Consider the following 21491-nt stretch of genomic DNA (forward strand, 5'->3'; position numbering starts at 1 on the left):
GACCGGTGACGGCCTCGGAGAGCCGACTGACGTGGGGTGTCGTCGGTACCGGCGACATCTCACGCTCCATCTGCTCCGACCTCGCCCACCTCGATACCGCGCGTCTGCTCTCGGTCTGCTCGCGGGCGGTCGCGACCGCAGAGCAGTTCGCTGCGGAGACCAGAGCGGAACGAGTGCACGGAGATCTCGACGAGATGCTCGCCGACGACGATCTCGACATCGTCTACATCGGCACCCCGCACGCGACACACCTGCCGATCGCGCTCGCGGCGCTGCGTGCCGGCAAGCACGTCCTGATCGAGAAGCCCCTCGGCGTGAGCGCCGACGAAGCACGCATCATCGCGGACACGGCGCGCCGATCGGGTAGGTTCGCGATGGAGGCGATGTGGATGAAGTTCGCACCCGCTTACCGCAGTCTCCTACACGCGGTTCGAGCGGGAGCGATCGGGCAGGTGCGCAGCATCCGAGCCTCGTTCGGGCTCCCGTTCGACACGGCGGACTCCGAGCGCTGGTCCGCAGCGCGATCCAGCAGCACCCTGCTCGATCAAGGGATCTACCCGGTCACCCTCGCCCTCGACGTGCTCGGAACCCCATGGCGGATCCACGCAGACCATCTGCTGCGCGACGACGGCGTGGACGTCGTCAGCCGCGCGACCCTGGAATACGCCGGCGGACGACGCGCGGACCTCGCAGCGTCGATGACCGAGTACATCGATCCCAGCGCCTCCCTCAGCGGATCCCTCGGCTGGATCGACGTCCCTGCCCCGTTCTGGGCGACAACCCGCTTCACCGTCCACGCGGGGACCATCGCAGACGCATTCCGCTCGCCGAAGACGACCGCACTCGAACCAGAAGGTCACGGGTACGTGCCCATGCTGCGTGCCGTGACCGACGCCGTCCGACAAGGCCTCACCGAGCACCCACTGCACCCGCTGGAGGCGTCGATCCGGACCTTCGTCGCCCTCGACCGCATCCGATCCGCCGCGAACGCGACCCGCGCCGCCTGACTCCGCCTGCCACCGCGGGCTTCCCCCACCACCGCAACCCGGGCGACCGCCCCGCACGAAGGAGAGACCATGACGACCACATCGTTCAACGACGGCTGGAGCGTCCGCGACAAGAAGAGCATCTTCGAGGCTCTTCAGAGCGCGACCGCCGACGCGGTGTCCGTTCGACTCCCGCACGACGCGCTGATCCACCGCGACCGCACCGACGCCCCGGGACGCACGTCGCACACGGGCTACTTCCCCAGCGCGGTCGTCGAGTACTCGACGACGCTCGATGTCCCGGAGGAGTACCGCGACAAGCGCGTCACCCTCGAGTTCCAGGGCGTCCACCGCGACGCGATGGTCTACGTGAACGAGGTGTTCGCTGCGCAGCGCCCGTTCGGGTACTCCACGTTCTCCGTCGAGCTCGACGCGTTCCTGCAGTACGGCGCCGCCAACACGATCCGCGTCGAGGCCCGCGCACACGAGGACTCCCGCTGGTACACCGGCGTCGGCATCCACCGCGACGTCCTGCTGCACGTCACCGAGCTCGTCCACGTCGCTCCCGAGGGCGGCGTGCAGATCACGACCCCGGACATCGACGCCCGTCGGGCCGTCGTCGAGATCGCGACCACCGTGCGGAACGAGAGCACCGGCACCGCGCAGCGCTCGGTCTCCACCGTGCTGCGCGCCGCCGACGGACGGATCGTCGCGACCGACACCGCTCCGATCACGCTCCGTGCAGGCGCGGCCTCCGTCGTGCGTCAGCGGCTCTACGTGCAGGCTCCGCAGCTGTGGGACGTCGACAGCCCCTTCCTGTACACGGCGGCCACCACCCTCGGCGACTCCGGCACCGCGGTGGAGGAGCGCACGACCCGCTTCGGCATCCGGACCCTCCAGCTCGACCCGATGGAGGGCCTGCGCATCAACGGGACGACCGTCAAGCTGCGCGGTGCCTGCATCCACCACGACAACGGCGTTCTGGGAGCCGCCACCATCGGGCGTGCTGAGGAGCGCCGCGTGCAGCTGCTCAAGGACGCCGGGTTCAACGCGATCCGCAGCTCCCACAACCCGCTCAGCCAGGCGATGCTCGACGCCTGCGACCGCCACGGGATGCTCGTGATGGACGAGACGTTCGACATGTGGACGATCGGCAAGTCCGCCTTCGACTACTCCCTCTCCTTCCCCGAGTGGTGGGAGCGCGACGTCGAAGCGCTCGTCGCGAAGGACTTCAACCACCCGTCGGTGATCTTCTACTCCATCGGCAACGAGATCCCCGAGACCGGGAACCCGCTGGGCACCGACTGGGGCCGGCGGATCGCCGAGAAGATCCGCTCGCTCGATGAGACCCGCTACATCACGAACAGCATCAACGGGTTCGTCTCCGTCCTCCCGGAGGTCGCCGCCCTCATGAGCGCCCAGGCCGACGGCGGCGCGCCGGCCGGCGTGAACGCCGCAAGCGATTTCATGGGCATGATCAACGCCTCAGACCTCGTCACGGAGAAGACCGCGGAGTCCTTCGCCGCCGTTGACGTCGCCGGCCTCAACTACGGCGACTCCCGCTACGTCGGCGACCGCGAAGCGTTCCCCAACCGCATCATCGTCGGCACCGAGACGTTCCCCACGAACATCGACGTCAACTGGCGGCTCGTCGAGGAGAACCCGCACGTCATCGGAGACTTCACCTGGACCGGCTGGGACTACCTCGGAGAAGCCGGCATCGGACGAGTGCAGCACCTCTCGGACGACGAGGCGCCGCTGTTCGCGGCCCCCTACCCCTGGCTCGCAGCCTGGTGCGGCGACCTCGACATCACCGGACACCGCCGGCCCGCCTCCTACTACCGCGAGACGGTCTTCGGTCTGCGCCACGAGCCCTACATCGCTGTCCACCGCCCCGAGCACCACGGCGCCACCCGGCACTCGAGCCCGTGGACCTGGTCCGACAGCATCGCCAGCTGGAGCTGGGACGTCGCCGTCGGCTCACCCATCACCGTCGAGGTCTACAGCGACGCCGACGAGGTCGAGCTGCTCCTCAACGGCGACAGCATCGGACGCGCACCCGCCGGACGCGACAATCGCTACCGCGCCACCTTCGAGACGCAGTACGCACCCGGCGAGCTCACCGCGGTCGCTGTCACCGGCGGCGCCGAAGTCAGCCGCACGAGCCTCCCCACCGCCTCCTCGGACCTGCTGATGAAGGTGAACGCGGACCGCGACCAGCTCGTCGACGACTCCTCCGACCTCAGCTTCATCACCATCGAGCTGCACGACGACAAGGGGACCCTCGTGACCTGCGATGACCGCCTCATCACGGTCAACGTCAGCGGGGCAGGAATTCTCCAGGGTCTGGGCAGCGCGCGTCCCGACACGACGGAGAAGTTCGACGCCCGGGAGTTCACCACCTTCGACGGGCGCCTTCTCGCCGTCATCCGCCCCACCGGCGCAGGACGCATCACCGTCGACGTGACAGCCAACGGTCTCGACCGTGTGCAGGTGACGCTGGACGTGCTCAGCGAGTCCCGGACGACGCCGTCCGATGCGGCGCGCCTCACCGTTCTCTGAGATGCGACCTCACTGATGAGCGGGCGCGGATGCGCTCGCCATCGGTGAGGTGGTTGATGTGCGTTCCCGGTCGTTCGAGTGTCCCGTCAGGGGATCGGTCAGCGGTGCACTGTCAGTGACGTCGACCGAGCCGTGCTGTTTCGTCAGCATCAGACTTTGGTTCCGAGGCGTCGTCTTCGGGGGTCGGGTATCCGAGGAAGTACCCGCGCAGCTGCTCGAACCCGTCGGCGGGTCGTCCCTGTCGGTTTCGACGAGACGCGAACCCGAATATCTCGTTGACTCTGTGGCCGAGGCTAGCTGCGAGGCAGAGGAGGAGCAGCACCCACCACGTCGTCCTGAAGATCGGCTCGTCATAGCCCAGCGTGATGGGGATGATGCCGATGAGGGTTGCGAGGCACGCCAGCACGTACAGCGCGATCAGCGCGAGCCAGACGTTCTGACGCTTCGTTCGCTGCATGGGGCAACCCTCAGTCAGCCCTCTCGCGCGAGCGAGGTCGCTCAGCAGTCGTTTCATATGGGGATCGTTCACCGCGTCAGTTGTGGTCTTCGGTAATGAGGGCTGCTAGATCGTCGCGGGTCAGCGATTCGACGGGCGCGTGCTCGACCATGGCTGAGTATGTGCCGTCCGCCTCCTCGTAGCTGCCGGCGCCTCCGCCGAGGAGGTACGGGCGTTCGCCGTCGGAGAGGAAAAGGAGGTAGGAGGTTCCGGGCGCGAGCAGGGGTTCCTGGGTGGTCGTGTAGAGAACGCCGTCCATGACCCCGCCGGTCTGGGTGATCGTGATCTGCTCTTCCGCTGCTCCCTTGTGAACGACGGTCACTTCGAGCTGGACCTCTGTGGCAGCGATGGCGCCCTCGCGGGCTGCAGTTCGTTGTTCCTCCTCCGACAGGTCACTCAGCGGGTTCACCAGAGGGTCGTCGCCCTCGTAGGTCGGATATTGGATGACATCGCTGGTCGAGACGGCTGTGCCTTCGATGATGCGATCAGCTTCCTGCACGAGTTGAGGTAGATCGTAAAAGGGGTACTGGACGGCCATCTGCGCAGTCCGCTCAATGACCGGCTGCTCGGGAGCGCCTGCACAGCCGGCGAAGAGGGTGATCGACAACAGTGAGGAGCCGGCGGTGCCTTGGTACCGGGGCGGCGACACCATCGATGGAGCATGCACACAGTCTGAGGGAGGAAACGACTAAACGAGTGAAGATGACGCATGTATGCCCATGGACCGGGCCGAGGTTGGCTATACGACGTCTCGTGAGGCGATCGGTGAGCGGACGGTGCAGCTAGCCGTGGCCCATCGGGCGCGGTGCTGTCGATGCAAGGTAGGTGGTGGCGAGCTGGACGACTTCTTCGCTGTAGCGGCGAGCAACTTTCCTGGAGCGGCGGGAGACCGTGTACAGGTCGAGTACGTCGTCCATTTCGACAAAAGGCTGCGCTGCTTCCGGCTCATCGTGGCCGATCAGGTCATGAGCCCACGAGGAGAACGCCCGGAGGTCCAGGTCCCCGTCTAGAAAGCGTCGGCATGCGACTCGAAGGGCGAGGAGCGGGATCTCCTCGCTGTCTCTGTCGAGCGGCGGGTCACCAGCTTCGGCGAGTGCGCTCGAGCTGAGGTCGAAGATCTCAGGGGACGTTGCGCTTGCGTAGAGGGAAGCAAGAGCGATCAGCGAAGGACTGTCGTGTCCATCCGCGAGAAGATCGGCTGCTAGCGCGATGACACCTTTGGTGGTGGAAAGGCCTAGGAGGAGCGCTGCGGTCTGTTCGCGCAGGTCCGCTGTTGAGGGCCGACTCGGCTCTCTCGAGTCGTCTCGCATCCGACCTCCTCACGACGACACTCACGCTAACGCTCTTCAGTCGAGCCGATCTGCCCAAGAGCACTCGCGACGTCCCGTATGGGGATCGGTGACCGGACGATCCACCGCCTTGGCGTTGCCACCTACGCGACGCCCCCGACTCCGGCGCTCGATCAGGAGCGCAGCGTCATGCGCCGTCGCGACGCCGCTGTCGCCGCCGCACGAGAACGATTCCGACATTCACGACGAACAACGTCAAGCAGGTAATCGCGCCACTCGCGCCGTTGAGGTCCGTCGTGAGCTCGAGGACCACGAACGCGATGGCAGCGGCGAGAAAGATGCACGCGGCAATGGTGAACACGCGAATCTGCCGTGCGTCGTTTCGCCGCTCCTCGTCACTGCTCATAAATGAGACCTTCCCGCAACTACTCGTTGGAGAGCGTGACGAGTCTTCGAGCTCCGAGCCATGGGAACTGCGTACCGATAGGGGATAGTCGGCCGGGCGTCGAGCATCTAGTGGCCGGAACCGCGGGTCGTACGACAGGCTGAGCCAAACGGAAGGGGCGAGTGATGGCGGCAGGGTTCAGAGGTGGACGTTCGTCGTCCGAGGTGCGACTCACTCAGTGGAACTGGTTCAGTCGCGCAGGAGCACCGACGGAGCGAGTCCTCATCGGAATCACTGTCGTTGCGATCATCGGCGGCAACGTGATCTTCGACGCACTGAACCCGGACGCCCTTCCCCTTGCTGCTCGCCTGGCGGTACTCGTCGGTGCGCTCGTGGTGTTGAACGTTCTGCCGCTCGTCGTGCACGCCATTCGCCAACCTGCACCGTACGCCGACCTGTCAGCCGAGACGGTGCGCGTGCGCTCACGGGTCACGCCGTTCGCGTCGTTCACCACAGCACGCAGGATCGAGACCGGCCGGTCGAAGCAGGTCGTCCTCGAGGTGTCCGCGCCAGGCCAGAAGGTGCTTCTCGAACTGCGCGACAGGCTGGGCCGAGTCACCACCGACCCCACACACGACGCGATCCTGACGTTCCTCCAGGGGAGCAGTGTCGCGATGCCATCCTCCTCGGACGATCCCACCGGCCGGTTCGCTCACGTGAACTTCCCGCAGCACCTCACCCGCGAGCAAGCCATCGAGCTCGCCTCCCACCCGCTGACTGCCCCCGACAGCGGCGCCGGCCATCACGACGTCGGAACGCCATCGCGCGGCGAGTCGCCGTCCCAGTAGGGGATGGTCTATCGGGTGCGGACGTTCAGCGTGTCAGGCGTTCCTCTCGAAAAGGCTGCCGGAGTGCGCCGACGAGCCGACCCACGCTTCGCGTGCGTTCACTCGGCCAGCGAAGAACGTGGTCCAGGTCTGCTTCGAAGCGGGCTCGGGGAACGTCGTGACTGCTCGGGTAGGCGGCTCCTGCTCCGATGTCGATTCCGAAGAGCCCGATGTAGAACGCGTGGACGAGTAGGAAGCCGGGAACTAGATGCACGCCGACGGCGGCCACAGCGAGCATCGCAACCGGAGTGCGCGGATCGCGTTCCTTCCGAATCGATGACCGGTGATTCACGCGGAGAACACCATGAGAGCTCGTGCGCGTTCCACGACGAGTCGGGGCGCTCGGGATGCTCCTGGGGTGACGCGGGTGCTGGCAGCGATGCCTGGCGATGCCCGCTAGCGGCGCAGCGGCGTCACTGTTCCGTGCTGGAGGGCGGCACTCGAGCGGCTGCGAGCTGGCGGGTGCCGGGATCACCGACACCCAGGATGAGGACGCTCTCGATGCTGCCGATCGTGTCGGGATCGATGATCTGCAATTCCTGATCAGCATCCGATGTCAGTGACCCGACCTCGCTTCCGACGTCCGAAGGGAACCTCAGCTCGCCGTCGTTTTCCTCGAGCGGAGCGCTCGTGAAAAGGACCCGCGGTTCCACTGCTCCGGTCAGGCTCAGCCCGCTGAGGGACAGCCACACCGTCCCGTCCTCTCGCTCCTCGATCAGCAGATCGCCGGTCGCATCGTCGGACACGCTCTCGAGTGACGTGCGGATGGGCAGCTGCTCCAGAAGCGACTGGGCGGCGGGAGAGTCCGTCGCGTCAGAACCGTCCGTGGGAGTGCTCGTAGGAAGGCTGGGAGCGGCGGACGTCGCCGAGGGGCTGGCGACGGCGGTTCCATCGAAGGGTGCCGTGCACCCGGCCAGGGCCAGAACGAGCCCGGTCGCAGCGGCCACGGCCGAGAGTCGACCGATCGCGTTCGTGTCTGTCATGGTTTGTGCTGCTCCGTCCGTCGAACTGTCGCTCAGCCTACGCAGGGCGCGATTCTCATCGCCCTGTCGAAGGGTCTCTGCGGGGTCAGTGGTGTGAACGCCTGTCGATCAAATCGTCGAGCGAGTAGCGCCGGGCATCAGTCGCGCTCCACCCCTGTCCCTCTTGGCATCGTGAGCCAGAGGATGAAGGTGAGGATGAGGCCGAGGATGCCGCTAACGAGCAGCGCGGCGACGGCGAAGGCGGAAGCGCCGAACGACCCCTGAGCATCGTTGCTCATATCCACCGGCACGAACCAGTAGACGACGGCTCCGACGATGAACAGCAGGCTGACGACGAGAGCGCCGATGCAGGTGTCCCGCCGCACCTTCTCTTGGGACCCGTCGCCTGAGAGGTTGACGAGCCACAGGATTCCGATAACGGCGGGAGCGCCAGCGAGGAACGCTAGAAACACGGGTGCTCCTGGTTGGTGACGGGTCGCGACAGTATCCGCAGCTGGGGCAGGAGGAGCGCCGCAGCCGATACGGCGACCATCACGCTCCTCCGTCGAGGGCGACCGAGTGGCTCGCGGTCATCGGGCGGCAACGGTGAGATTCAGGTCCTCACCGACGCGGAGGATCTCGTCCGAGGGGAACCGGAACGGGTTGAGGTAGAACAGGTCGTCGGCCGTCATGCCGAATCGTCGGGACCGAAAGACGCGGCGGGGATGACGAGCTCGTCGGATGTCAGGGCCAGCCGGCCGTCCGCCGCGCTCAACTGGACGGCGCCGGTGGTCCCGTCGCTCCCGGTGAACGTCGCCACGCCTAGATCGCCGGTCAGCGGGGAGGTGAAGCCGTCGTCCGTGTTCGTCGCCGGTGGCGGAGTCGGTGGTGCAGGCTGCGCCGTGCATCCCGTCACGACCGCCAGGCATGCCGCGACCGCGACCGTGTTGCGCACTTTCGAGAACGTCCCCACCGGCTCAGGTTAAGCGACGTCACCGCTTTCCTCGTGGTCGCGTCTCGGCCTGAAATGCTCAGCACGGTTCGGAAAGGGGAACGTCTGTCGCGGGCCAGCAGGAAGCCCAACGGCTCCTAGGCTGACCCGATGAGTTCCCCGGCACCGACCCGCCCATTCGTGGGTGTAGCGCGCATCGCCGTCGGTGCAGCCGCGGTCGCGGTGATCCTCCACACCTACGCGCTGAGCATCGTGGCCGGCGACCCGAATCCGTTCGACTACTTCGGCTACTTCACGAACCAGACCAGCCTCCTCGCGAGCGCGGTGCTCATCGTCGCCGGATCGGTCGCGCTCGCCCGCCGTCCGACGCCGGTGTGGCTGAGCTACGTCCGCGGCGCGGCGACGGCCTACTCGATCGTCGTCGCCGTGATCTACAACACCCTCGTACCCGGTACCGGGACGGCTCCGCCCTGGGTCAGCGCCGTCCTGCACGTGGTGCTCCCCGCGCTCGTCCTCCTCGACTGGATCGTCGTCGCCGACCGCGGACCGCTCTCCTGGCGCCGGCTGTGGGTGGTCCTGCCCTACCCGATCGTCTGGGTCGTCGTCGTGCTCGTCCGCGGAGCGACCGACGGGTGGGTGCCGTACGGTTTCCTGCTCCCCGAGAACGGAATGCCGTCGCTCGTCCTGCACGTCGCCGGGCTGACCTGCGCGGTGCTCCTCGCGGGCGCGCTCGTCTGGGCACTGAGCCGACGCCGCAGATCGGCCGGTTGATGTCCTGTTCTCCGTCGCCGTGAATCATGAGGCGTGCTGATTCCCGACGTCGGGCGCGTCACCTCTCGTGCGCCGCGGCTCGGCCGCAGCGGGCTCTGATCACGCGCGACACGAGATCGATGACCAGCAACCCCGACATCAGTTCAGTCTCGCGAACCCGAGCGCCTTGTGCGCGTCCCGTATGGGGATCGTCGAGCGATCACCTGAACGCCGATTCGTGGACCGACGCACGCCGCATCGCGACGGCGGGACGATAGAACCCCTGGGAGCCGCCGTCTCTCACCATTCGTCGCCCAGCTTGCGGAGCCGGTTGTCCTCCGGCAGGGTCTGGCGCGAGAAGTCGTGCAGAACGTCGGACGACGCCGTTTCCTGTCCGTCGCGTTCAGCTCGTCGGATGGCCGCGAGGACGACGCATGTCACAGCCACGATCAACGCCGCAGCAGTCGTCAACGTCATCCATGTCGGCTGAACGGTCGAACCATCCGAGCACAGCGGGTTCCAGAGGAACCCCTCTCCGGTCAGGCTGCCTCCGCCGCGGGTCCGGCACGTCTCGCTCGGGTCCCACATGTAGATGGAGGCAACCGCTCCCATGACGGCTGCGAGACCGCCGGAGACCAAGGCGAGAACGACGGGCGTCGCTGCACTCGGTCGCGGGGGCTCTCCAACGGTCATCGGGACATCATGCACTGCACTCCACGGGATCGATCAAGAACCGGAACAACAGAGGCGGCTGCGAGCGCCCCGCAGGGAGGTCATCGCGCAGCGACAGAGGACTTCAGCACTTCACCGACACGCAGAATCTCGTCCGAAGGGAAGCGGAACGGGTTGAGGGAGAGCAGGTCATCCGCCGTCATCCCCGCTCTTCCCTTTCTCGTGAGGTTGGGGCGACCGGATGGAGTGGCCGCACTTCCCTCAGGGGCCACAGCGCATTGCTCGTGGCCGGGCTCGTGGATGAGCCCAGAGAGCGCGGACGCCCTTTCGTCGTCGCGGGAGCGACGATCGCGGCTGCAGCCGTTCTCTGCGCTCCCGTGTACGACGCCGGTCTAGCCGTCCTCCGGACCGAGGGGGACGTGCCGACAGCTGCTCTCGGTGCGCCCGCCCGACGCGATGATCCCGAACAGCTGTCGAGCCAGCTCGGAACGACGCCGCAAGCGCGCATCAGCTACGGGCAGCGGTAGGTCTTCGCGAAGTCGGTTGCCGTGAACTGCCTTCCCTCGGTCATGGAGTTCAGTGACGGGCAGATGTCGTTGTTGTGCGCCGCCGCTACGAAGGGGGTCGCTGCTTGTGGGACGCAGCCGTAGTCCTGGTCGGGCTGGTCGAGGATGCGCAGCTGACCTGTCTCCCCGGCGGCGAGGTGAAGATCGGACCAGGAGCAGGACCAGGTGAGTGAGGCTCCGGTGTCGTTGGTGATGCTGACGTAGTGGGAAGGGCCATGCACTCCGAACAGCAGATCACCCACCCACAGAACCGCGGCCGCCACGACGGCTAGAGCGCCCAGCGCGATCGACAGTCTCACCGACCGTCGTTGGCGGGGTGGCGTCTGCCGGTCCGGCGAGAGTCTGCTCGGGTCCCAACTGTCCAGACCTTCAACCACGGCGTCTCCCCTCAATGGGCGAGAAACGGCCTCGACCGCTGCCCAGCTCGAGTCCGCCCACGGGAGAAGAGTAGGCGTGATGCGGCTCTCACCACGAGGAGCAACCGGCTCGCGACCGAGAGCGTCCGCAAGGCGATCGTTCACAGACGCATTGCGGGACTGGCGATGTTCGTTCGTGAAGTTTGAGACGAAACGGCGCTCTGAGGGCATTCACTACTGAGGGGGTGATGTCGGGTGGTCGGTGCTGCTGAGGTGACGCTGGTGGATCGTCTTCGCGGCGGTGACCCTTCGGCGCTGGACGTTCTCTTCCGGATGCACGGCCGCGCGGTCTACCGCGCCGCGGGAAGCTTCCTCGCGGACGCCGGTCACGCCGAGGACGTCGTGCAGGAGAGCTTCTTCCTGCTCTGGCAGCGCCGCACGAGCGTGCGCATCGTGGGGGAGTCGGTGCTGCCCTGGCTGCTGGTCACGGTACGCAACCTCAGCTTCTCGACCAATCGCCGCGAGCAGCGCCGACGCCACCTGCCCCTCTCCGACGACACCGCCTCTCGCGGCGTCGACGCGGAGGCGAGCGACCGGCTGCTGGACGTGCGACGTCTGGTCGAGCAGATGAGCGCGACGGACCGCGCGATCTGGACGGCGTGCATCGAGGACGACCTCAGCTACAGCGATGCCGCGCGTTCCCTCGGCCTGTCCCGCGGGACGGTCCGCAATCGCCTCTCGCGGGCACGGGCATCGGTGACGAGAGCCCTGACGGAACGGACAGAGGACCATGGACAGTCGTGACCTGAGCGATGAGCAGCTCGAGCGCATCAGCGCACGCCTCGCGCACCGCATCCGCCGCCGCCGACGTCTTCGCCAGGCCGCGGCGGTGACGCTCGCCGGCATCGCCGGCGCCGTCCTCAGCGCGGCAGTCCTCACGGCGGTGACGACCGAGCGCGGCACTCCGGTCGCAGCGCCCGTCACCTGCTGGGAACCGGACGGGCAGGGCGTTGCCCTGTCGGGCGAGATCCAGACGCCCGCGAAGCAGTCCACTGCGTCGCTCGCCGCGGCGTGTGCTGCGCTCGCGGGCACCAACGGAGACGGAACGGACGCCGCCTTGTTCTCCCTCGCAGGAACCCAGGTGTGCCGGGAGGGCGGCCGGATCGAGATCTTCACGGGACTGCCCACCACAGTCGACTGCACCAACCCGCCCGCGACGCGGACCGGAGTCGACCAGTGACCTTCCGACGCACGAGAACACTCGCCCTCACCATCCTCTGCCTCTCCGCGGCGCTCCTCGTCAGTGGATGCGCGACGAGCGCCAGCAGCCCCGGGTCGCCGTCGACGGCGCAGCTGCCGGGTGAACTGCTCAGCGCCGAAGACGCGACCAAGCCCGTCTACGAGACCACCGCTGTCATCGGCGATCAAGGATCAGGCGGATGGCTGCTCGATCACCCCGTCAGCCTTCGCATCACCGGCACCGACGGCCGGTCGCAGCTCAGCGTCGACGGTCCCTGCAACACGCTCACCTACGACCTCCAGTCCGCCGGCCTGCAGACCTCCGTATGGGTCGTCACCGGAGGCCCCGCGACGACGTACGTCGGCTGCCTCGCCGCCGTTGGCGAACGAGAGCAGTGGCTGATGGACGTCCTGGGCGCCGAGGACGTCAGCCTCACCCAGACCTTCACGACGATGCGCATCCGCTCCGGCCCCGTCACCATCGACGCCACCGCCAGCACGACCCCCATCTCCACCGAGACGCCTGCCCAACCAACGGAGACGACGGAGGCCCTGACACCCACCGTCCCGACGGAGGGCCCGCCGGGCACCCCCATCGCCGCCGCCGCCTCTGAGGGGCCGATCATCGACGTCCAGCAGCTGACAAATCCGGCGCTCGACCTGGCCAACGGCACCGGAAGACTCCTCTCGACGCTCAGTGCGGAGGAGAAGAAGCAGTACCCGATCTACGCGGTCGGAACCACGTACGAGGAGCTCGCCGCGTATGACCCCGCTCTCGCGGACCACTACTGGGTCGCACAGGACGAGCCGGTCTGGGCGCTGACCGTGCACGCGCCCGCGGAGAGAACAGACGTGCCCTATGGCTTCGACCTCCATCGGGTGGACGTCTTCACCGCCGTCTACGACGGGATCAGCGGAGAGCTCCTGACGTCACAGGGCGATGTCGACCTCGCTTCTCTCGGTGCGCCCGGCGAGCTGATCACTGCCGGATAGATCCTTAGTTACCGTGCCTGGAGGGGATCGTCCTACGAGCGGTCGAGTTCGGCTAGTCGACGGTCGTAGTCGGCGAGCTCGTTCCGCATCTGCTCGATCGACCTCGGCGTGAAGCGTCTCACCTGCAAGTCAAGGATCGCGTCGGCCACCACGTCCCTGACCTCGAACTCTGCGGCGACGGCTGCCCTCTCGTCGTCGCGACCTCCCGACACATTCGCGCACACCCGAAACAGCTTCTCAGGATTCTCGACAGCTCTGATGTAGGCGCTGACGATCTCGGTCCGCGTCTCAAGGTTCTGACGTTCGTGGTCGTCGTCCATGCGGTCACCGTACCGGCCCGAAGCGACCTGCCTCCGGGCACTCATCGCATCATCTACTGACGTGAGCGATCCATCCCGTAGGGGGATGGTTCTTCGGACGCATTCAGGCCGACGGCAGAAGTGGAGTCCTCCGGTTCGAAGCATCGGTCTGTGTGCGCCGCTGAACGCCGACACCGAGGAAGGCGATGCTCCCGCCGGTGATCGCGAGGGACACCGGCAATGCGAGTGCGCTGCCGACGAGGACGAGGGCTTGAGTGACGCTCGTCGGCAGGCCGAGTGACGCGAGGATCCAGGCGCCGGTGACGGGTGCTGCGGCAGTGGCGCCGATACTCCACTGCGCGGCCGGCTCGAGAATTGCGGCGCGCACAGCGGCGATGGCGGCGGCGAGTGGTGCCGCCAGAGCGACGGCGCTAAGGAGGATCAACATCACCGGCGTTCGCCCGTCGACCGGTGCGGCGAGACCTGACCAGGCCAGCTCATATGTCGTCCATGCGGATGCTGCGCCACCGACGGCGATGACAAGCGAAAGCCACCGACGGCCGCGGTGGAGAGCGACGATCGCCATGAGCAGCCAAGCGAGGGCGACGAGCCCAGCGGTGATCAACACCGGTGCCTCATACGAGCGACCCACGAGGTCCACGAACCCGCCGGTGACGACGGTCATAATCCGTCCCCCCACTCCGAGAGTCACCGATCCCAGGAAGGCTGCGGTGAGGAGCAGAATCACGCCAATGACTGTCGTCACCAGCCTCGACGGACGAAGTGTCCCCAGAATGGTCTCCATAGCTCCCGCGCACGCCAAGTCGAGCCGGTCCTTCCGGGATGGGCCGTTCGCTCCGGTCGCCTCGTCGCGATCGAGGTATGCGCCGATCACGGCGTCTCCTCGGCTTCGCAGCCATGCTGTCGGGTACCAGCGCAGAGCCCGCCGGTAGTTGTCGAGCGGAGACCTGCTCATGCTGGCGCGATCCGGCCGAGGTGGCGAGTAGCACTGGATGCGGCGCGTTCGAGCTGCGCCAGGCGCTCGGCGTCCGCTGCGAGGCGGGCGGCGCCGGCGTCGGTGAGCCGGAAGTAACGGCGCCGACGCCCGTTGACCTCTTCATCGCCATCCGCGGCGACGAGCCCTTGACGCTCGAGACGCTCCAACGCGGCGTAGAGAGTCGGGATTTTCATCATCATCGCGCCGTCGGAGAGCTCGCGCACCGCCGTCACGATGCCGTAGCCGTGCGCTCGTCCAGTGGCTAGGACCGTCATGATCCACACCCGTGGTTCGCGTATCTCTTCCATGCCCGAAACATACTCTGCGTCACGGAGTATCGCCAGCGACTGAATCACTCGGCAGCCGTTCAGTATGGGGATCGTTCAGCGGATGGCGGCGGCCGGCTGAGGGCGCCGATCAGTGGTCTCTGTCGCCCGCAGCGGAACGAGTCCAAGTGCGCGTCTGAAGCCGAACGCGCCCGACGCTGGCCCGGACAACTCTCGCCGTCGCCGGTCGTAGGTTCAGCTAGGTTCAACTCGTGCCCTCGAGTCGACCAAGTGACCTTCCCGCTTCGGCAACAACAGGAGCAAGTTTTCTTGCACACGCGTGGATGGCCCTGCTTGTAGGGGTTTCTTACACGGTATCTGCTCTTATGATCGCTGGACCGATGCGTGAAGCGGCTTCGGGAGTTCACTACACGCTGGCGCATGCAATTTTCGAGTATGCCTGGCCATTTGCTTTCGCTGCTGTAGTCCTTCTGGCGCTGTCGCTCTTGACCTCGAAGATATCGAGGTCAATTAGTGGCAGCACTAATGGGAGTTCTCGTCAACCACTGAGCATCGCGAGACAAGCTTGGCTTATTTCGTTAGTTGCGTTTGGGGTCTGTATAATTCCCGCAACCCTTGCCAGCGCTTTTGGGTTTCTGATAATACCATTCTTGCTAATCATCGGCGCGCCGTCGTCCTTTTGTATAGTGGTGCTTTTCTTGCAAAGGGCAAACGTGCGCAGTGCGCGGCAAATCAAACCTTGAAACAGGTGGTCGCGTGTTCGCCATGTACTCACCGGAGGGGCCGGCGCTTGCTCCGTACGTTGCTGCGCGGCGATCCCGCCCGAGGGTCAGAGGGTGGGGAACCAGCTTGAGTTGTCCACGATCCACAGCGAGACGGAGTTCCAGTGACCCGAAGTCCGTCCCGTAAGCGGATCGTGTAATGGGAGCTAGGCCTGGTTGAGGGGGGCGGCGGTAGGGCTGGGGTGGGAGGCTGATCGGAACGAGAGGTTGGGTAGTGGCGGCGAAGTCGAGAAGTGGTCGGTCGGGCTCCGAGGTGCGGCTCACGCAATGGGGGTGGTTCAGTCGGTTGGGGGCGCCGACGGAGCGTGCCCTCATCGGAGGGTCTGTCATCTCGATCGGCGTCGGCTTACTCCTCTCTGACCTGCTGAATCCCGGCGCGCTGCCGTTCGCTGCTCGGCTGGCGATACTCACGGGAGCGTTCGTGTTGCTGTTCGTGGTGCCTCTAGTGGTCCACGCGATTCGCGAGCCTGTGCCGTACGCCGATCTGTCCGCGCGATCAGTGCGCGTGCGCTCCCGCGTCACACCGTTTACGGATTTCACCACAGCGCGGAGGGTGGAGACGGCCCGGTCTAAGCGGGTCGTTCTGGAGGTGTCAGCGCCGGCACAGAAGGTGCTTCTCGAGTTGCGCGACCGACTCGGCCGGGTTACAACCGACCCGACTCGAAGCGCGATCGTCGCGTTCCTGGAAGGAAGCAGCATCACGATGCCGTCTTCGCTGCACGACCCCACCGGCCGCTTCGCTCACGTCAACTTCCCGCAGCACCTCACTCGCGAGCAGGCCGTCGAACTCGCGACCCGCCCGCTGACCGTCCCGGACGTCGGCGCCGGACATCACGGCCTCTGAGCGTAGAGCGGCTCCGAACTCCATCCCCCAGTTGCGAGACCGGCGCTCACGAGCGAGGTCGGCAGCGATCAGCGGCTACGTACGTGGGGGTCTTCCTCCGGCGTCGTATGCGGGCCTGGCGCCGCGCTCTGTCGGCGGCGTCGAACGACGATGTCGCCGAGCGTCACAGCGGCCAGGAGGAGCCAGAGGACGGCGAACACGCCGTTCACGGGATCGCCGCCGGACAAGGCTCGCACGATGCCGGTCACGGCGAGGATCACCAAGAGCATGGCCAGAATCATCCGGATCCGCTCTCGCCGGTTCGCTTTCGGCGCGTCGTTCACCTGCTCAAGCTAGCCATTGCGGCCGCAACTCGCGATATCCGACGTCCGTCCGGCCCGGTGAACACGGCACCCACGCTGATCGGGCCAGACAGTACCCCAACACGACGAGGCTTGTCCGCCGACGTATCGTTCGGCGAAGGAACCGCGTCCCGTATGGGGATGGTTCTCCGGTACACGCGCACGCAGCAGAACCGGCCGCGGGATCCCGCGGCTCGCAGTGTCCCGACAACCCCGTCCGATGAAGAGTCCCGCTGAGGCACCCCACTCGGGACGGTACTCGTGGCGACCCGACGAAGGCGAGCTGCTCAGAGGCGCCGCTGCCTGTGTGCTCCGCCCGTCCGTGACGGCGACGTGTTCCGGCGGAACGACGCCCTCGGCGACCTGCGGAAAGACGCCCTCGGCGACCTCCGGGTCGGGCCGCGGCCGTCGCTCGCCGAGACCGAGACGGCGCTCGGCATCGAAAGCGATCTCGGCGACCCTCCCTCCGCCCGGCCGCCCGGCCGCTCGAGCAGCGGGGGAGCGCCCCCGGTCTCGTGGTGAACGTTCACGTGCGGGATCCGCGACGCACTTGTCCCGGCCCCTCCCGCCCGCCTAGCGTGGTGCGTGAACGTTCACGTCGACGACGCCGCGAAAGGGTCCCCATGACCGACTCCACCTCGACCACTACCGCACCCGGCTGGGCGGTGCTCGGCCCCGGCAGCATCGCGCGCCGGTTCCTCTCCCAGCTCCCGGCGAGCGACCGCGGCGCCCGGCTCGTCGCGGCGGGCAGCTCCGACCCGGGGCGCGCCGCCGCTTTCGCCGCCGAGGCCGTCGACGCCGGCTTCCCGGACGCGACCGCCGGCGACTACGCCGCGGCCCTCGCCGATCCGCGGGTCACCGCGGTCTACATCTCCACCGTGCACACCGGTCACGCCGCGCTCGTCGTGCAGGCGCTCGAGGCCGGCAAGGCCGTGCTCTGCGAGAAGCCGCTCGCCGTCAACCACGGCACGGCGATGGCCCTGGTCGACGCCGCCCGCAGCGCCGGTCTGCCGCTGGTCGAGGCGTACATGTACCGCTTCCACCCGCAGACCGCCGCGCTGCTCGAGCTCGTCCGCGACGGCGCGATCGGCGAGGTCGTGCACATCGACGCGTCCTTCTCCTTCCGGACCCCGTCCCGGGAGGGCCGCCTGTACGACGTCGCGACGGCCGGAGGAGGCGTCCTCGACGTCGGCGGGTACACCGTCACCGCCGCGGCGGCCGTGGTGCAGGCCGCGACCGGTGCCGCCGTCGCGGAGCCCGTCGAGCTCGACGCGAGGGGCAGCCTCGGCCCGACCGGCGTCGACGAGTGGAGCGTCGCCCGCGCGACCTACCGCGGCGGCATCACCGCGACCCTCCGCACCGGCGTGGCACTCGACGACGTGAACGCCCTGACGATCCACGGCACGCGCGGCCGTCTGCACGTGGCCGACCCGTGGTTCGGTGCGTCCGACACGGGCATCGAGATCAGCGTTGTCGGGGAGGAGCCGCGCATCCTCACGTTCGAGGGGGAGAGCCCCTACGCGCTCGAGGCGGATGCGACGACCGACGCCCTGGCGGCCGATTCGGTCGAGGCGCCGCAGATCACGCTCGAGGAGACGCTCGCGACGGCCCGCACGCTCGACCGCTGGCGCGCCGCGATCGGCCTGCGCTTCCCGTTCGAGGCCGAGACCGCGGACATCCCGACGGTGTCCGGACGGCCGCTGAGCGTTGCGTCGGACACCCCGATGCTCTTCGGCGAGATCCCCGGTGTCGGCAAGCGGATGTCGCGGCTCGTGATAGGCGTCGACAACCAGCCGGATCTGGCGCACGCCTCGGCGATCTTCGACGCGTTCGTCGAGCAGGGCGGCACCGCCTTCGACACCGGCTACATCTACGGCGACGGCGAGATGGAGGGCCGCCTCGGCCGGTGGATCCGCAACCGCGGCATCCGCGAAGACGTCGTCGTGATCACCAAGGGCGCGCACACCCCCTACTGCGATCCGGAGTCGCTCTCCCGGCAGCTGCTCGAGAGCCTCGAGCGGCAGGGCACCGACTACGCCGACATCTACCTGATGCACCGCGACAACCTCGAGGTGCCGGTGGGTGAGTTCGTCGACGTGATGGACGAGCACCAGCGCGCCGGGCGGATCCGCGCCTACGGCGTCTCGAACTGGACGCCGGCGCGCTTCGACGAGGCGCAGGAGTACGCCCGCACTCACGGGCGGGCCGGGTTCCAGGCGCTGAGCGACCACTTCGGCCTGGCCGAGGCGTACGACGTGCCGTGGGAGGGCTGCGTGCACGTCACCGACCGGGCGTCGAAGGAGTGGCTGGTCGAGCGGCAGATCCCGCTGCTGCCGTGGTCCTCGCAGGCCCGCGGCTTCTTCACCGGCCGCGCCCGCCCGGACGACACCAGCGACGCCGAGCTGGTGCGCTGCTACTACGGGCCGGACAACTTCGAGCGCCTGCGCCGAGCCGAGCAGCTGGCGGCCGAGCACGGCGTCGGAGCGACGGCGATCGCGCTGGCCTACGTGCTCGCGCAGCCGTTCCCCACCTTCCCGCTCTTCGGTCCGCGCACGATCACCGAGCTGCGCTCGTCGATGCGCGGTCTGTCGATCGAGCTGACCCCGGAGCAGACGGCATGGCTCGACCTCCGCGCCTGAGCGGAGCCGAGGCCGGCGGCCGCGCGACGATCCACGACGTCGCGGCCGCCGCCGGGGTCTCCCGCCAGACCGTCACCCGCGCGATGAACGGCATGCCGGGCATCAGCGAGGAGACGAAGCGGCGGGTCCTCGACTCCGCGGAGCAGCTGTCCTACCGCCCGTCGCGGTTCGGCCGCGGCCTGGTCACCGGCGGCGAGCACCAGCTCGGGCTCGTCGTCGACGACCTGCGGAACCCGTGGTCGCCGGAGCTCGCCTCGGCCGTCGTGCGGGTCGCGGCGGCGCGGGGATGGAACGTGTCGCTCGCGGACGTGGGCCTCGCCGCCGACTCCGACCGGATGATCCAGGCGCTGGGCGCGCAGACCGATGCGGTGATCGGCACCTTCGGCGATCGTGCCGCGGAGTGGATCGAGCGGCTCGGCTCCGTGCCCGTCGTCGAGCTCGACCCGACCGGCGACCCGCTGCGCGCCGCGGTGCTGCTCGACCACTCCGAGGCGGTCGAGGCGCTGGCCGAGCGCCTGGCCGGAGCGGGAGTCCGGCATCCTGTGGTCGTCGACGTCTCCCGGGATGCCCGGCCGAGTCGGCGAGCGGAGCTGCTGATCCGGGCCTTCGCCGCGCACGGACTCGAGGCCTCCGTGGTGCGCGCGGAGGGTCCCACGGCCCAGGCAGCGGCGGACGCGACCGAGCGGATCATCGCCCGGCCGCGGGCCGCCGACGCGATCGTCGCGTTCAACGACCTCTGCGCGCTCGGCGTCCTCTCCGCCTGCCGTCGGGCGGGCGTCGACGTGCCCCGCGACGTCCGGGTGGTCGGCATCGACGGCCTCTCGATCGGGCGGCTGCTCGCACCGACGCTGACGACCCTCGCCGTCGACCTCGACGAGCTCGCGCGGCACGCCCTCGACCTCGCGGTCGCCATGATCGCCGGCGAGCTCCCCCCGGGCGGCCCGGACGTCCACCGCACCGTCCGCCACCAGCTGGTGCTCCGCGAGTCCGCCTGATCTCGCGCCGAGGGCGCAGAGCGACTCGTTCCTCGAGCGCCGTAGTGAGGACGTCGTCCAGCGGATGTGGAGGTGTCGGTACGAAGTCGTCCGTCGTCGGGTTCACGCCGAAGCCCGCCTCTTCGATCCGCTCCGAGCGGGAATCGTTCCTCGAGCGGTAGACGTGACGGACCGCGCGACCGGATCCGGGCTCGAATCCGAAGTGGTAGATCGTTGCCGTGATCCTCGGCCGGCTTCGTCACGCCAGCGGGGTGGTCTGGCTCGTCCGGTCCCTCGACTTCCTCTCCCCGGACATGGCGGTGACGAGGGTCCGGCCGCGCATCCACGAGCACACGTTCCCGGACCACCTCACGCTCGCGAACATCCACGGGGATTCAGGATCGTCGCGAAGACCGTGCACGAGATCTGATGGGACATCCGCGGAACCGGGATGCTCGGGTGAACCTCACCGGACGAACGTCTCGCGGACGGCTAGTGGTCGCCGGCTGGAGGTCCCACGATCGTGTCGTCCCGGTGGTTGCCGTAGAAGACCGACTGGCCGTGCATGAGGTCGCGCATCGACACGTCGTTGCCCACCCCGTAGACGGTCCGACCGAAGCCGAGTTCCCGTTGGACGGCCCAGATCTCGTCGTGTCGGTCCGGCGAGAACAACTGAGCGGGGTCGCCGACAGCGATCCAGCCGATCGGAACCACCACCCCCTCACCGACCACGGTGTTGACCTGGACGACAGCGTTGATCCGCACCTCGGCTCCGGCACCGATCCGGCTTCCGGGGAAGAGAGCAGCCCCCGTAGCGATGAAGGCCTCATCGCCCACGATGCTGCCGTTGATGTGCGCGTGGGGGCCGACCATCACAGCTGAACCGACTGCCGAGTGGTACCCGGCACGGCCGCGGATCAGAGCATGCTCCATGACCACCGTGTCTTCACCGATGGATATCGCGCCATCCTCTGCCGAGAGAACGGCACCGTGAAGCACACGTGCACCGGCAGCAACTCTGACGTCACCCACGAGAACGGCTGTCGCAGCAACGAAGGCGTCCGGGTGGACGTCGGGCTCGAGACTCCGGTGCCGCATCAGCATGCTCTGTCTGCGATCGGCTCGTCCCGCGTGTAGGTCATGACCTCACCGTAGCGAGCCGTTGGTCGCCCTACGGGCTCACACCCTTACTGCCGAGCGAGAGTCTGACGACCTTGTTCCGGAGATGTCCCG

General features: G+C 67.7%; 24 protein-coding genes. 10 read left to right on the forward strand and 14 right to left on the reverse strand.

Annotated elements, in window-relative coordinates:
• The first annotated feature begins 5 nt into the window (after nucleotides 1–5).
• On the forward strand, nucleotides 6–1007 hold the full coding sequence (locus tag GSU40_RS02520) for a Gfo/Idh/MocA family oxidoreductase (protein ID WP_160033476.1): 1002 nt from the start codon (nucleotides 6–8) through the stop codon (nucleotides 1005–1007).
• Between the two features lie 69 nt (nucleotides 1008–1076).
• On the forward strand, nucleotides 1077–3548 hold the full coding sequence (locus GSU40_RS02525; protein ID WP_160033478.1) for a glycoside hydrolase family 2 TIM barrel-domain containing protein: 2472 nt from the start codon (nucleotides 1077–1079) through the stop codon (nucleotides 3546–3548).
• Nucleotides 3549–3660: 112 nt separating this feature from the next.
• On the opposite strand, the gene GSU40_RS02530 is transcribed toward GSU40_RS02525, so the two are convergent.
• From GSU40_RS02530 to GSU40_RS02545, 4 genes are all read right to left on the reverse strand, one after another.
• Nucleotides 3661–4005, reverse strand: coding sequence for a hypothetical protein (locus GSU40_RS02530; protein ID WP_160033480.1), 345 nt, complete (start codon nucleotides 4003–4005; stop codon nucleotides 3661–3663).
• A 76-nt stretch (nucleotides 4006–4081) separates the two neighbouring features.
• Nucleotides 4082–4696, reverse strand: coding sequence for a hypothetical protein (locus GSU40_RS02535; protein WP_160033482.1), 615 nt, complete (start codon nucleotides 4694–4696; stop codon nucleotides 4082–4084).
• A 130-nt stretch (nucleotides 4697–4826) separates the two neighbouring features.
• Nucleotides 4827–5354 carry a hypothetical protein gene (locus GSU40_RS02540; RefSeq protein WP_160033484.1) on the reverse strand — a complete coding sequence of 176 codons (528 nt, stop codon included), beginning with the start codon at nucleotides 5352–5354 and terminating at the stop codon, nucleotides 4827–4829.
• 166 nt (nucleotides 5355–5520) lie between these two features.
• Nucleotides 5521–5739, reverse strand: coding sequence for a hypothetical protein (locus tag GSU40_RS02545; protein WP_160033486.1), 219 nt, complete (start codon nucleotides 5737–5739; stop codon nucleotides 5521–5523).
• Between the two features lie 299 nt (nucleotides 5740–6038).
• Between GSU40_RS02545 and GSU40_RS02550 the strand changes: the two genes are divergently transcribed.
• Nucleotides 6039–6566 carry a hypothetical protein gene (locus tag GSU40_RS02550; protein ID WP_160033488.1) on the forward strand — a complete coding sequence of 176 codons (528 nt, stop codon included), beginning with the start codon at nucleotides 6039–6041 and terminating at the stop codon, nucleotides 6564–6566.
• A gap of 452 nt (nucleotides 6567–7018) precedes the next feature.
• Here GSU40_RS02550 and GSU40_RS02555 read toward each other — a convergent pair whose 3' ends face one another.
• From GSU40_RS02555 to GSU40_RS02565, 3 genes are all read right to left on the reverse strand, one after another.
• Nucleotides 7019–7588, reverse strand: a complete 570-nt coding sequence (locus tag GSU40_RS02555; RefSeq protein ID WP_160033490.1) for a hypothetical protein — start codon at nucleotides 7586–7588, stop codon at nucleotides 7019–7021.
• A 137-nt stretch (nucleotides 7589–7725) separates the two neighbouring features.
• Entirely contained in the window at nucleotides 7726–7953 is a 228-nt protein-coding gene (locus tag GSU40_RS02560) for a hypothetical protein (protein ID WP_160033492.1), read from the reverse strand.
• 302 nt (nucleotides 7954–8255) lie between these two features.
• The gene (locus GSU40_RS02565; RefSeq protein WP_160033494.1) at nucleotides 8256–8540 is read right to left on the reverse strand and encodes a hypothetical protein; all 285 of its coding nucleotides are present in this window, start codon (nucleotides 8538–8540) and stop codon (nucleotides 8256–8258) included.
• A 159-nt stretch (nucleotides 8541–8699) separates the two neighbouring features.
• Here GSU40_RS02565 and GSU40_RS02570 point away from each other — a divergent pair, with 159 nt between their 5' ends.
• The gene (locus GSU40_RS02570) at nucleotides 8700–9290 is read left to right on the forward strand and encodes a Pr6Pr family membrane protein (RefSeq protein WP_244229566.1); all 591 of its coding nucleotides are present in this window, start codon (nucleotides 8700–8702) and stop codon (nucleotides 9288–9290) included.
• A 279-nt stretch (nucleotides 9291–9569) separates the two neighbouring features.
• On the opposite strand, the gene GSU40_RS02575 is transcribed toward GSU40_RS02570, so the two are convergent.
• Entirely contained in the window at nucleotides 9570–9962 is a 393-nt protein-coding gene (locus tag GSU40_RS02575) for a hypothetical protein (protein ID WP_160033496.1), read from the reverse strand.
• Between the two features lie 490 nt (nucleotides 9963–10452).
• Nucleotides 10453–10728, reverse strand: a complete 276-nt coding sequence (locus GSU40_RS02580; protein ID WP_146076568.1) for a hypothetical protein — start codon at nucleotides 10726–10728, stop codon at nucleotides 10453–10455.
• Nucleotides 10729–11145: 417 nt separating this feature from the next.
• Between GSU40_RS02580 and GSU40_RS02585 the strand changes: the two genes are divergently transcribed.
• Genes GSU40_RS02585 through GSU40_RS02595 form a run of 3 tightly spaced genes read left to right on the forward strand, consistent with a single transcriptional unit; the run spans nucleotide 11146 to nucleotide 13095 of the window.
• Nucleotides 11146–11667, forward strand: a complete 522-nt coding sequence (locus GSU40_RS02585; protein ID WP_160033498.1) for a sigma-70 family RNA polymerase sigma factor — start codon at nucleotides 11146–11148, stop codon at nucleotides 11665–11667.
• Nucleotides 11654–12103 (forward strand): hypothetical protein, encoded by a 450-nt coding sequence (locus GSU40_RS02590; RefSeq protein ID WP_160033500.1) that lies wholly within the window; start codon nucleotides 11654–11656, stop codon nucleotides 12101–12103. The genes GSU40_RS02585 and GSU40_RS02590 overlap by 14 nt, the downstream gene beginning before the upstream one ends.
• The gene (locus GSU40_RS02595) at nucleotides 12100–13095 is read left to right on the forward strand and encodes a hypothetical protein (protein ID WP_160033502.1); all 996 of its coding nucleotides are present in this window, start codon (nucleotides 12100–12102) and stop codon (nucleotides 13093–13095) included. Before GSU40_RS02590 ends, GSU40_RS02595 begins: the two co-directional genes overlap by 4 nt.
• A gap of 32 nt (nucleotides 13096–13127) precedes the next feature.
• Here GSU40_RS02595 and GSU40_RS02600 read toward each other — a convergent pair whose 3' ends face one another.
• From GSU40_RS02600 to GSU40_RS02610, 3 genes are all read right to left on the reverse strand, one after another.
• On the reverse strand, nucleotides 13128–13415 hold the full coding sequence (locus GSU40_RS02600) for a hypothetical protein (RefSeq protein ID WP_160033504.1): 288 nt from the start codon (nucleotides 13413–13415) through the stop codon (nucleotides 13128–13130).
• A 103-nt stretch (nucleotides 13416–13518) separates the two neighbouring features.
• Nucleotides 13519–14289 carry a hypothetical protein gene (locus GSU40_RS02605; protein ID WP_160033506.1) on the reverse strand — a complete coding sequence of 257 codons (771 nt, stop codon included), beginning with the start codon at nucleotides 14287–14289 and terminating at the stop codon, nucleotides 13519–13521.
• Nucleotides 14290–14366: 77 nt separating this feature from the next.
• Nucleotides 14367–14699, reverse strand: coding sequence for a helix-turn-helix transcriptional regulator (locus GSU40_RS02610; protein ID WP_160033508.1), 333 nt, complete (start codon nucleotides 14697–14699; stop codon nucleotides 14367–14369).
• Nucleotides 14700–15674: 975 nt separating this feature from the next.
• Between GSU40_RS02610 and GSU40_RS02615 the strand changes: the two genes are divergently transcribed.
• On the forward strand, nucleotides 15675–16304 hold the full coding sequence (locus GSU40_RS02615; protein ID WP_104328211.1) for a hypothetical protein: 630 nt from the start codon (nucleotides 15675–15677) through the stop codon (nucleotides 16302–16304).
• A gap of 68 nt (nucleotides 16305–16372) precedes the next feature.
• Here GSU40_RS02615 and GSU40_RS02620 read toward each other — a convergent pair whose 3' ends face one another.
• Nucleotides 16373–16627, reverse strand: a complete 255-nt coding sequence (locus GSU40_RS02620) for a hypothetical protein (protein WP_146082076.1) — start codon at nucleotides 16625–16627, stop codon at nucleotides 16373–16375.
• Between the two features lie 641 nt (nucleotides 16628–17268).
• Here GSU40_RS02620 and GSU40_RS02625 point away from each other — a divergent pair.
• Both GSU40_RS02625 and GSU40_RS02630 read left to right on the forward strand, forming a co-directional pair.
• A complete protein-coding gene (locus tag GSU40_RS02625; protein WP_160033510.1) occupies nucleotides 17269–19284 on the forward strand; it encodes an aldo/keto reductase in 2016 nt (671 codons plus the stop codon).
• Nucleotides 19263–20279 carry a LacI family DNA-binding transcriptional regulator gene (locus GSU40_RS02630; RefSeq protein ID WP_160033512.1) on the forward strand — a complete coding sequence of 339 codons (1017 nt, stop codon included), beginning with the start codon at nucleotides 19263–19265 and terminating at the stop codon, nucleotides 20277–20279. The genes GSU40_RS02625 and GSU40_RS02630 overlap by 22 nt, the downstream gene beginning before the upstream one ends.
• Nucleotides 20280–20750: 471 nt before the next feature.
• On the opposite strand, the gene GSU40_RS02635 is transcribed toward GSU40_RS02630, so the two are convergent.
• Nucleotides 20751–21362 (reverse strand): transferase, encoded by a 612-nt coding sequence (locus GSU40_RS02635; protein WP_104233625.1) that lies wholly within the window; start codon nucleotides 21360–21362, stop codon nucleotides 20751–20753.
• Nucleotides 21363–21491 lie beyond the last annotated feature (129 nt).

It is taken from the genome of Rathayibacter sp. VKM Ac-2805, assembly GCF_009834265.1.
In the GTDB taxonomy this organism is placed as follows: domain Bacteria; phylum Actinomycetota; class Actinomycetes; order Actinomycetales; family Microbacteriaceae; genus Rathayibacter.

Bases quoted from the DNA above. Each gene is read 5' to 3' on its own strand.
- GSU40_RS02625 (WP_160033510.1), top strand. From the start codon at position 17,269: ATGACCGACTCCACCTCGACCACTACCGCACCCGGCTGGGCGGTGCTC.
- GSU40_RS02530 (WP_160033480.1), bottom strand. From the start codon at position 4,005: ATGCAGCGAACGAAGCGTCAGAACGTCTGGCTCGCGCTGATCGCGCTG.
- GSU40_RS02635 (WP_104233625.1), bottom strand. From the start codon at position 21,362: ATGCTGATGCGGCACCGGAGTCTCGAGCCCGACGTCCACCCGGACGCC.
- GSU40_RS02545 (WP_160033486.1), bottom strand. From the start codon at position 5,739: ATGAGCAGTGACGAGGAGCGGCGAAACGACGCACGGCAGATTCGCGTG.
- GSU40_RS02575 (WP_160033496.1), bottom strand. From the start codon at position 9,962: ATGACCGTTGGAGAGCCCCCGCGACCGAGTGCAGCGACGCCCGTCGTT.
- GSU40_RS02555 (WP_160033490.1), bottom strand. From the start codon at position 7,588: ATGACAGACACGAACGCGATCGGTCGACTCTCGGCCGTGGCCGCTGCG.
- GSU40_RS02630 (WP_160033512.1), top strand. From the start codon at position 19,263: ATGGCTCGACCTCCGCGCCTGAGCGGAGCCGAGGCCGGCGGCCGCGCG.
- GSU40_RS02540 (WP_160033484.1), bottom strand. From the start codon at position 5,354: ATGCGAGACGACTCGAGAGAGCCGAGTCGGCCCTCAACAGCGGACCTG.
- GSU40_RS02525 (WP_160033478.1), top strand. From the start codon at position 1,077: ATGACGACCACATCGTTCAACGACGGCTGGAGCGTCCGCGACAAGAAG.
- GSU40_RS02600 (WP_160033504.1), bottom strand. From the start codon at position 13,415: ATGGACGACGACCACGAACGTCAGAACCTTGAGACGCGGACCGAGATC.
- GSU40_RS02590 (WP_160033500.1), top strand. From the start codon at position 11,654: ATGGACAGTCGTGACCTGAGCGATGAGCAGCTCGAGCGCATCAGCGCA.
- GSU40_RS02535 (WP_160033482.1), bottom strand. From the start codon at position 4,696: ATGGTGTCGCCGCCCCGGTACCAAGGCACCGCCGGCTCCTCACTGTTG.
- GSU40_RS02610 (WP_160033508.1), bottom strand. From the start codon at position 14,699: ATGGAAGAGATACGCGAACCACGGGTGTGGATCATGACGGTCCTAGCC.